The 9698-nt window shown below is 63.7% G+C and carries 9 protein-coding genes; 8 read left to right on the top strand and 1 reads right to left on the bottom strand.

What is annotated here, in order from left to right:
• Window positions 1–571: 571 nt before the first annotated feature.
• The 4 genes from DMP07_RS04920 (at window position 572) to DMP07_RS04905 (ending at window position 4037) form a co-directional block, all read left to right on the top strand.
• Window positions 572–862 carry a YerC/YecD family TrpR-related protein gene (locus DMP07_RS04920; RefSeq protein ID WP_123198016.1) on the top strand — a complete coding sequence of 97 codons (291 nt, stop codon included), beginning with the start codon at window positions 572–574 and terminating at the stop codon, window positions 860–862.
• 270 nt (window positions 863–1132) lie between these two features.
• Window positions 1133–1552: a molybdenum cofactor biosynthesis protein MoaE gene (locus DMP07_RS04915; RefSeq protein WP_123198015.1), complete on the top strand. Its 420-nt coding sequence runs from the start codon at window positions 1133–1135 to the stop codon at window positions 1550–1552.
• Window positions 1553–1699: 147 nt separating this feature from the next.
• Window positions 1700–2881, top strand: coding sequence for a molybdopterin-guanine dinucleotide biosynthesis protein B (gene mobB, locus DMP07_RS04910; protein WP_123198014.1), 1182 nt, complete (start codon window positions 1700–1702; stop codon window positions 2879–2881).
• Between the two features lie 4 nt (window positions 2882–2885).
• A complete protein-coding gene (locus tag DMP07_RS04905; protein ID WP_123198013.1) occupies window positions 2886–4037 on the top strand; it encodes a 4Fe-4S binding protein in 1152 nt (383 codons plus the stop codon).
• Window positions 4038–4086: 49 nt separating this feature from the next.
• On the opposite strand, the gene DMP07_RS04900 is transcribed toward DMP07_RS04905, so the two are convergent.
• Window positions 4087–4440, bottom strand: a complete 354-nt coding sequence (locus DMP07_RS04900) for a winged helix-turn-helix domain-containing protein (RefSeq protein ID WP_123198012.1) — start codon at window positions 4438–4440, stop codon at window positions 4087–4089.
• A 219-nt stretch (window positions 4441–4659) separates the two neighbouring features.
• Between DMP07_RS04900 and modA the strand changes: the two genes are divergently transcribed.
• The 4 genes from modA (at window position 4660) to moaA (ending at window position 9690) form a co-directional block, all read left to right on the top strand.
• Window positions 4660–5535 (top strand): molybdate ABC transporter substrate-binding protein, encoded by an 876-nt coding sequence (gene modA / locus DMP07_RS04895; RefSeq protein WP_244594865.1) that lies wholly within the window; start codon window positions 4660–4662, stop codon window positions 5533–5535.
• 118 nt (window positions 5536–5653) lie between these two features.
• Window positions 5654–7030: a molybdate ABC transporter permease subunit gene (gene modB / locus DMP07_RS04890; RefSeq protein ID WP_244594864.1), complete on the top strand. Its 1377-nt coding sequence runs from the start codon at window positions 5654–5656 to the stop codon at window positions 7028–7030.
• A 317-nt stretch (window positions 7031–7347) separates the two neighbouring features.
• The gene (locus tag DMP07_RS04885) at window positions 7348–8475 is read left to right on the top strand and encodes a sulfate/molybdate ABC transporter ATP-binding protein (protein WP_123198011.1); all 1128 of its coding nucleotides are present in this window, start codon (window positions 7348–7350) and stop codon (window positions 8473–8475) included.
• A 210-nt stretch (window positions 8476–8685) separates the two neighbouring features.
• On the top strand, window positions 8686–9690 hold the full coding sequence (moaA, locus tag DMP07_RS04880; protein WP_123198010.1) for a GTP 3',8-cyclase MoaA: 1005 nt from the start codon (window positions 8686–8688) through the stop codon (window positions 9688–9690).
• The last annotated feature ends 8 nt before the right edge of the window (window positions 9691–9698 follow it).

Below are 9698 nucleotides of genomic sequence, written 5' to 3'. Positions count from 1 at the left end.
CCCATGCCGAACCCGGCAGCTAAGCCCGCCATCGCCCGACGTACTGCGGTGTAGTCCGCGGAAGGCAGGGTCGTCGCGCTCGCGCGCGGCGCTTTCGCGCCGGAAAGGGATCCTTCGGGATCCCTTTTCTTTTGCACATGCACCATTGTGCATGGAGCGATGTCGGAACGACGAAAGGCTTTTCGGTTCGCCGGCCGATGCGCGAGCCTTCGAAGCGTTCGTCGTCGCTTTCGTCTCTTAGCCGAAAGGGTGTCTGTTAAGAGACCGCATCTTTCGTATTCGTCATGCGCGCTTAACGCCATTTTCGCTTGGGTGCGCTGCATACCGCATCGACGGGTTTCCGCTTGTTTGCGGCGGAATCATCGGGCGTTTTCTTCCCATGTATGCAGGACTGCTTTCGGCCGTCGGAATGAAACGATGCGATTCGGCTTATAGGGCGTGGTTTCTCCCTATTTGAGTTTGGAATATCCGTGCATTCGGCCGTTTGTCGGTCCGATGCGTCGGTTTTTCTGAAACCACTCCATCAAAGTGGAGTAAAATAGTGGAGCAACGTAATGAAAGTGGGTGGGATATGAGCAATCTGCGTACGCCTGAGGTGGAGAACCTGCTTGAGGTCTTGTCGGCTATGACGGACAAAGACGAGCTCTACGCATTGTTCGAAGACCTGTTCACCATTCGTGAGATCAAAGAGACCTCGCAGCGTCTTTCGGTCGCCCGTCTTTTGGATGCGGGAAATCCTTATACCGCTATCGCCGAGGCTACCGGCGCTTCTGCGACTACGATCGCGCGCGTCTCGAAGGCACTCAACTACGGCAGCGGCGGATACCGCCATGCACTCGACGTGCTTGCTTCCCACGAGTGATGCAGGAGCATATGTTCAAACGAAAGACCCTGGCCGCGTCCGCGCCAGGGTCTTTTCTTTTTGTCCTGAAGCGTCTTGTTTCGGGCTCCCGATGGAAAGCGGCATCTTCTGCGGCGGCGGTCTCGTTCGTCTTTTGCGCGCCGTGTCGAATTCGGGTACCCTTGGAAAGGCGTGTCGCTTCGACGGTTTCGAACCGTTCGACTGGCCGACCGCGGAAATGACGACGCATCGGCGCCTCGGAGGCGGCGATGTTCTAACGAAAGGGAACACATGGCTAAGCAGCTCCCCTCTATCGACCGTTGGCTCGAAGAAGCGAAGCTCGACGAGCAGGCGGGCAACGTCGGAATGTATCTGACCCACAACGGCGTCGTGCGTATCACGCCGAAGCAGCAGGTCCGTGCCGCTACGTCGGAGGAGGCCGCCGAAGCGGCGAAGCTCGGCGCCGTCGAGGCAGTCGAATTCTCCTACGATGAAGAGGGCCTTGCCAAAGCCGTGGAAGACGCGAAAACCTGGCCAGGCGTCTATTACGTCCGCGTGTGGCTCAACGAGGGAAGGCTTTCCGTGGGCGACTCTTTGATGTACGTGTTGATCGGCGCCGACATTCGCCCGAACGCGGTGGATGCGCTGCAGAAGCTCGTGGGCCATATCAAAAACAATCTCGTCGTCGAGCGCGAGATCTACGCCGAATAACAAGGGGCCGCTGATGCTCGCGTCGCCGGTCGCAGGTCGGCGCGAGCGCGCATGCGGCGCATTTCTCCTGCTGTTTCGGCAGGGCTTTTCAGGGGATCGGGGACGGCGCCCGTAACGCCGGTTTTCATACAAGGGGGAGGGGAGCAGATGTTCACGCTCCATAAGCCAAGTCCTGCGGTTTCGTTCGTAGGCCGCCACAACTCGGGCAAGACCACGTTGCTCGTCAAAGTTATCGCCGAACTGGTCTCGCGCGGGCTGAATATCGGAACGGTCAAGCATCACGGCCATTGCGAATTCGATATCGATTATCCGGGAAAGGATTCGTTTCGCCACCGCGAGGCCGGTTCGTGCGACACGGTGATCGTGTCGCCCATCCGCATGGCCCGCGTGACGGAGCTGCGCGAAGAGCCGACCTGCGACCAGGTGGTGGCGTCGATGCCCGATCACGACCTGGTGATCGTGGAGGGCTATCGCCAAAGCGGCCTTCCCGTCATCGAGGTCATCCGTCGCGCGAACGAGCGCGACCTGGCCGCGGCGGAGGAATTCCTGGCCGTCGGCAGCGTGCGCGGCGCCGTGCCGTGCGCTGTGGTGACCGATATGGACGAAGTGGCGGCGGCCGCACTCGCGCGCGGCATGCGGGCCTTCGGCCTCGAAGACGTGGCGGGCATCGCCGATTACCTGGTCGAGCGTTTCGCGCGCCCTGCTCTGACGGTCGCCATCCAGGCGGGCGGCGAATCGCGCCGCATGGGCCAGAGCAAGGCCACGGTTGGATTCTCGGGCCGCCCGCTGCTCGAACGCATCGTGTCGCGCGTGGCTCCCGCGGCCGACGAGCTGATCGTCACCACCAACGAACCCGAGCGTCTGGGCTTTCTCGACGATATCGATGCAGGGTGTCCCATTCGCCTGGTCACCGACCGCTATGAAGAACGCGGCGCTTTGAGGGGCATGGCAACGGCGTTCGAGGCGGCGAGCAACCCGCTGGTCGCCATCGTGGCATGCGATATGGTGTTCGCTTCGGCCCCGCTGATCGTCGAAGAGGCCCATATCCTGCACGAAGGCCGCTACGACGCCATCGTGCCCGCGAACAAATTCGGCTACGAGCCCTTCCATGCGGTGTATCGCAAGGAAGCGTGCCTGCCGGCCGCCCAGGCCGCCATCGACCGCGGCATGGTGCGCGCCCGCGATTTCTTCGACGACGTGAAGCTGGGCATCCTGCATCGCGACGAGCTGCGCCGCGCCGTTCCCGAGGGCGGCTGCTTCATCAACGTGAACACGCCCGACGAGCTTGCCCGCATCGAGCGTTCCATCGAAGAAGACGGAGATAGGTGATCGCATGCCGTCGGTGATGGATATGGTCGAAATCATGGAGCGCCTCGAAAGCAAGGCGCTTCATATCGATCCGCCGCATTGCGTGAGGGTGCGCAACAGGAACGCGTCGTGCTCGCGCTGCGTCGATGCGTGCCCGTCGGGCGCCATTTCCCTGCAGGGAAACGAGCTTAAGATCGACGCGCAGCAATGCGTGAGCTGCGGAGCCTGCGCCTCGGCGTGCCCGACGAGCGCCATTCGCTTCCGCGATCCCGACGACGCCTCCCTGGCCGCCGCGATCGACCGTTCGGCGCGCGCGCTGGACGGTCATGCCGTGCTGGTGTGTGCGCGCGTGGCCGCGAAGCGCAAGGCCGACGCCGACGCTGTGGCGACGGTGCCGTGCGTGTCGCGCGTGAACGTCGAACAGCTCGTGGGCGCATGCGCGCGCGGCGCATCGTCGGTGGCGGCGGTCGACGGCGTGTGCGCGACGTGCAAATACCGTCGCGCCGCGGCAGGCTTCGATGAAACGGTCGAAGAGGCGAACGCGCTGCTCGAGGCGTGGGGCAGCCCCGCGCGAGCCTATCGCAGCCAGGAGGTGCCCGCCGCCGCGCTGGCCGACAGCGTGGCCCAAGGCACGGGCGGCGTTTCGCGCAGGGGCTTTTTCACGGCGGCGAAGGCGTCGGTGAAAGACGTCGCCGCCGAAGCGGTGGCCGTCACGGTGGAAAACGAGCTGGGCATCAAGCGCGATGCGCAAAGCCTGCGCTCCATGCTGAAGGTGGACGCTTCGGGCACCATGCCCCACGTGCGGGCGCACAGCCATGAGGCCCTGCTGGAAGATCTGTACGAATTGGGCGACCCCGAACCTGGAACGGTGCTTTCGACGAAGCTTTGGGGCGATGTGCGGATCGACGAGACGGCCTGCATGATGTGCGGCATGTGCGCGACCTTCTGCCCGACGGGCGCGTTGCGCAAGGTGTTCGTCGACGGGCCGAGAAAGCCCGAGCTCGACAGCCTCGAGTTCCGACTGGCCGATTGCGTGCAGTGTCGTTTGTGCGAAGACGCCTGCATCCGCAAGGCGCTCACGGTGGGAGGCGATATCGAGGCCGACCGTGTCCTCGAGTTCGAACCTGTGACGTTCAAGGGGCAGAAAAGAAAACAGGGGTCTTTCCTCGGAAGGTAAGACCCCTGCACGGTGCGCGGCATCGGGCGCCGCGCGGCTCCCCGGCGCTTTATCGGTCGAATTCGGCCGCGATGGCCGCAAGGCGCTCTTGCGCGAAGCGTTCCACGTCGCGCTCGAGCTGTTCGTAGGTTTCAAGCAGCGCTTTGCCGTCGGCGGTGAGCGTTGAACCGTGGGCTCCGTTGCGTTCGAGCAGCTGGACGGCGAAGGCCTCTTCCGTATGCTTGACGATTCTCCAGGCCTTGCTGTATGCCATGCCGATTTCTTTGGCGGCTTTATTCAGCGAGCCGGTGCGGTCGACGCCGCGGCACAATTGGGCGACGCCGCGCCCGAAAATCGCATCGGGCTGCTCTGAAGGCTTTTCGAGGCTCAGCTTGATGCGGGGTGAGATATCGGCGAAATGCATGGATTCTCCTGTGGTCGCGTTTCGACGTCGGAGCGCATCGGGCACTCCGACCTTGCGATTGTAGGGCAATGCGGCACGCTTGCATACGGTCGGCACTATTTCCTCGCTTGACGATGCTTTATTCTAATGTGAGAATAAAGCATCGCGCTAGGGCGATTCGTCCATCGGGCGCATTGAAAGGGGTGCGGCGTCACGCCGCGTGCAAGGAGGATGATAATCATGAAAGCATGGAAGAAAGCGACTGGCATCGCCGTGTGCGCGCTGGCATGCGCCGCGCTGGCCATGACGGTGCTCGGCGGCTGCTCGAAGCCTGCCGAAGAACCTGCTTCGGAGGCAACCGAGGCGCCCGCCGCCGAGAAGCAGGCCGTCGAGCTGCAGGTCTTCGCGGCGAACTCGCTGTCGAAGGCGCTCGACGAAGTGCAGGCCCTGTACGCGGAGAAAAACCCTGAGGTAGCTTTTGCCGACACCCAGTACAAGGCATCGGGCGAGCTCGTCGAGATGCTCAAGGCCGGGTCTTCCGCCGACATTTTCATTTCCGCCTCCAAGGGCAAAATGGACGACGCCTCCGAGGCGGGCTTGATCGACGAAGGCACCCGCTTCGATATGTTCGTCAACGACCTGGTCATGGTGACGAGCGCTGACAACACCGACATTCCCGAAGGCCTGACGCTCGAGGAGGCCGTCTCCGGCGACTACACCATCTGCGTCGGCGACGAATCCGTTCCTGCAGGCAACTACGCGTGCCAGTCGCTGGCCACCGTGGGCGCATATTCCGACGCTTCAGGTAAAGGCGGCGAATTCGTCGGCGCCGTGGCCGACAAGGTGGTCCTGGACACGTCCGTGGGCAACGTGTGCAAGCATGCCGAGTCCGGCGACGTCGATATCGCGTTCGTGTTCAGCTCTGACGTGTACCGCTTCGGCGGCGTGAAGGTGCTCTCCACCATTCCCGCCGATACGCACAAGCCGATCGTGTATCCCGCGGCCGTGACGGCCGCCGCCGCCCAGGCCGAGGCCGCCAAGGCGTTCCTCGATTGGGCCGCCAACGACCCCGAGGCCCTCGTGATTTGGCAGAAGTGGGGCTTCGAACTTGCATAGCCGCATTGCGACATTCATAGGCGCGGTAATTCTGGGCATCGCTTTGGCGGTGCCCATTTCGGCATATGCGTCCGAAGAAGGGTTCGCGTCCGGGCGCGCGTCGTCGTTTTTTACGGATGTGACGGCCGAAGCGGGTGCGGGGCTTGCCTGTATGCCGGTGGATGCGGGCTCCATCGAAATCGACGAGGAGGGCGAAGACGCCGTGACGCCCGCCGCCCCGCTCGACATTGCGCAGTTCGTGCGTGCCCAAAAGGGAAGCAATCGCCCTATCGACGGTGTATATCGGGGCTATGCCTATCTGCAGGGCGCCGAGCGAAACGACGTATGCCTGGTTGCCGTCGACGACTACGCGGTGCTTTATGTCGATGCCGTCGAATTGGCCGCCCGTACGGGCACGCAAGGATGGAACGACGTGGCCGTCGCGCTTGGCGAGGCGCTGGGCGGCGCGATTGCCGTCGACGATGCGGCGGTGAAGACGGAGCTTTCGTGGATCGTCGCCTACCTTCAGGCGCTCGATGACGCTGCCGCGAACGGGTCGTCGAGCATCGGGTCGGGCACGCGCTTGTTTGTGACGACCGAGGAATCGTTCGACCTGGGCGATGCGGGTCTGCGTTTCTCGTTCAACCAGGAATACGCTTCGGGTTCGTTTTATACGAGCGTTATCGGTATCGACGGGTCGGACGTGATGGCCGGCGCATCCGGTGTCCGCGCCGAGCTGCGTTTCGCTGATTTCTGCAATACGGCGTCGTGGGCCGAAGGAACGTTTGCGGCGGAGGCGGATGCGGCGGGCGCGTTCGGACGGTTCCTAGACGACCTTGACTGGAGCCCTTTGTGGGTGACGCTCAAGACCACGGGCACCGCCATCGTTATCGTGTTCATCCTGGGCCTTCTGGCCGCGTGGTGGAGCCTGCGCATCCCTTCGCGCGCGCAGGATATCGCCGATTCCATCTTCACCATTCCCATGGTGCTGCCGCCCACGGTGTGCGGCTTCGTGCTGCTGCTTCTGCTGGGCAAGAACACGCCGGTGGGCCAGTGGTTCATTGACATCGGGTTCCCGCTGATCTTCAGCTGGCCCGCAACCGTCCTTGCCGCCGTGGTGGTGTCGTTCCCGCTGATGTATCGCAGCGCCCGCGGCGCGTTCGAAAGCATCGACCGCACGATGCTCGATGCCGCGCGCACGCTGGGATGGAGCGAAGGCAGGATATTCTTCAGGCTGATGCTGCCGCTGGCCTGGTCGTCGATCGCGGCAGGAACGGTGCTCGCTTTCGCCCGCGCGCTCGGCGAGTTCGGCGCCACATTGTTTTTAGCGGGCAATTATGTGGGCGTCACGCGTACCGTGCCGATCGCGATTTACTTCGAATGGATGAATGGAAATACCGACGTCGCTCTGTTCTGGACGGGCGTGATTATCGTGTTCAGCTTCATGGTCATCCTGTTCATCAACCTGTGGAGCCGCCGAACCACGCGCTACAGGCGCCGCACGCAGGACGCCTAGCCCGTTTGCGGCAAGCTGTGCTCCCGCATCGGCGCGAGCTATGCGGGCGATTGCGCGCCTTCATGGCGCGAGGAATTCGCGGCCTCGGGGGAAAGCGGGCTTGCGGTCGTGTTCTACCGAATCGGTTCGGGGGCGCTTCAGGGTTCGGCCGCTGCGCGACTGCATTCGCCCGCGCTTTTCGACGGGTTCGCGCTTCGCTCGCATCGGGCGAAGCGCGACCGGCTTGCGCGGGGCTCCGGCTCCCGTGCCGGGCTGCAGACGTCGCGTTCGGGCCCCGTGGCGGGGCATTCGTCATTTCGGAGAAAGGAAGCAGGCCTGTGAGTCTGGAAGTCGATATCGAGAAGTCGATGGGCGGGTTCCGCCTCGAGGCGGCGTTCGCCGCGGGCAACGAGACGCTCGGTTTTCTGGGCGCGTCCGGCTGCGGCAAGTCGCTGACGTTGCGCTGCATCGCCGGCATCGAAAAGCCCGATGCCGGCCGCATCGTGGTGAACGGCACGACGTTTTTCGACAAGGCGCCCGGCCGCCGCGCGAAGGTCGACCTGACGCCTCAGCAGCGCAAGACCGCCCTGCTGTTCCAGAACTACATGCTGTTTCCCAACATGACCGTGCGCCAGAACGTGATGGCAGGCATGGACCGCGGCATGCAGCCCGAAAGCCGCGACCGCATCGTCGAGGCCCAGGTGCGCAGGTTCGGGCTGGTCGGGCTGGAAGGACGTTACCCCGCCCAGCTTTCGGGCGGCCAGCAGCAGCGCGTCGCGTTGGCGCGCATGCTCGCGGCGAACCCCGGCATCCTGATGCTCGACGAGCCGTTCTCGGCGCTCGACGCGCACCTGAAAAGCTCGCTCGAGCAGAATCTCATCGGCCTGTTCGAGGAATTCGAGGGCACGATCTTGTATGTGAGCCACGATATCGACGAGGCGTATCGCTTCTGCGACCGGATCGCCGTGGTGGATGCGGGCCATATCGACGAGATCGGCCCGAAAGACCAGGTGGTGCACCATCCGTCGAGCCTTGCGGCGGTCAAGCTGTCGGGCTGCAAGAACACCACGTCGGCCGTGTACGCCGGCGAGCACGAGGTGCGCCTGCCCGAATGGGGCGTTTCGGTGCATGCGGCCGATCAGGTGCCGCGTGATGTGAAATGGTTCGGCGTGCGCGCGTTCATGCTGCGCCGCGCGAGCGAGCCGGGCGTCAACGTGTTCCGCGTCCGCGCCGACCGCGTGAGCGATTCGCGCTTCGAGCGCACCGTGATGCTGTCGTTTCTCGACGCGCAGGGCGAGGCGGCGGCCAAGGATGCGGCCGAGGAAGACAGCACGATGAAGTTTCTTAAGAACCACATTCAGTGGAGGGTGGACAAGCTTGCCGCCTCGGCGGGCCCGCTGCCCGAAGAAGGCGACGAGTTCCTGATCGAGATTCCCTCGCGCAGCATGTATCTGGTCACGCGCTAGCGAAAAGGCCGGCCTGAGCGAACGAGCCGCGCTCGCGGCCTCGGCCGCGCCGGCCGGATCGACTTCCCCTTGAAAGGCGGCGCGGTTCGCAGGGGCTCGATCCGACTCCGCGCTGTTGCGCGACGCGTGCCCGCGTGCCGTTTTTCGTTCAGGGCCGTTCGCATGCTCTATACTATCCGCGTATGAGTATAAAAAGGGGGAGGGGCCTCCATGAAGGATTCTCACGGTCGCACGATCGATTATCTGCGCATATCTTTGACGGACCGATGCAATCTCAGATGCATCTACTGCATGCCGGAAGAAGGGGTGCATGCGCTTTCGCACGACGACATTCTGACGCTTGAGGAAATCGAGCGCCTGGTGCGCGTCGCCGCCGATATGGGCATCACGCGCGTCAGGCTGACGGGCGGCGAGCCGCTCGTGCGCCGCGGCGTGACCGGCCTGGTGCGTGCGCTGAACGACATTCCCGGCATCGAGAGCGTCGCACTGACCACGAACGGGATCCTGCTGCCGCGCATGGCGGGCGAGTTGGCGGAAGCGGGCCTTTCGCGCGTGAACATCTCGCTCGACACGCTCGACCCCGAGCAATACGGCGCCATCACGCGCTGCGGTTCGTTCGATGACGCCATGGCGGGTATCGACGCCGCTCTTGAGGCGGGCTTTTCGCCTGTGAAGCTGAACGCCGTAGTGGTGCGCTCTTTGAATCAGGACGTTTTGTCGTTCGCGCGCATGTCGATCGACCGTCCGCTCCATGTTCGCTTCATCGAATATATGCCGGTGGGCGAAAGCGCCGGCGCGTGCGGCTGCGGATGGGGCAAGGAGGATGTCATTCCGAGCGACGAGTTGCATGCGATGATCGATGAACAGGCTGAAGCGGCCGGTCTCGGTCGTCTGGTGCCGGCGGCGAAGCATAGGCCTTCCGGATGGGGTCCCGCGCGCTATTACGAGTTCGAGAACGCGCAGGGAACGGTCGGGTTCATTTCGCCGCTTTCGCGCCACTTCTGCAGCGAATGCAACAGGCTGCGCCTGACGGCCGACGGCAAAATCAGACCGTGCCTGTTCTCCGACGAGGAATTCGACGTGCGCGCGGCGCTTCGCTCGGGCGGAACCGACGATGACGTGCGCGCCGTTTTGTACGAAGCGTTGGGCGCCAAGCCCGACGAGCACCACGACAAGGTGGGAACCCAGCGCGGGATGAGCCAGATCGGCGGATAGGAGAGAGC

Source organism: Slackia faecicanis (genome assembly GCF_003725295.1).
Lineage (GTDB): Bacteria > Actinomycetota > Coriobacteriia > Coriobacteriales > Eggerthellaceae > Slackia > Slackia faecicanis.
This window is presented reverse-complemented; position numbering and strand designations above follow the sequence as displayed.

Coding starts and splice junctions, on each gene's coding strand:
- DMP07_RS04920 (WP_123198016.1), top strand. CDS start 572: ATGAGCAATCTGCGTACGCCTGAGGTGGAGAACCTGCTTGAGGTCTTG.
- DMP07_RS04915 (WP_123198015.1), top strand. CDS start 1,133: ATGGCTAAGCAGCTCCCCTCTATCGACCGTTGGCTCGAAGAAGCGAAG.
- mobB (WP_123198014.1), top strand. CDS start 1,700: ATGTTCACGCTCCATAAGCCAAGTCCTGCGGTTTCGTTCGTAGGCCGC.
- DMP07_RS04905 (WP_123198013.1), top strand. CDS start 2,886: ATGCCGTCGGTGATGGATATGGTCGAAATCATGGAGCGCCTCGAAAGC.
- DMP07_RS04900 (WP_123198012.1), bottom strand. CDS start 4,440: ATGCATTTCGCCGATATCTCACCCCGCATCAAGCTGAGCCTCGAAAAG.
- modA (WP_244594865.1), top strand. CDS start 4,660: ATGAAAGCATGGAAGAAAGCGACTGGCATCGCCGTGTGCGCGCTGGCA.
- moaA (WP_123198010.1), top strand. CDS start 8,686: ATGAAGGATTCTCACGGTCGCACGATCGATTATCTGCGCATATCTTTG.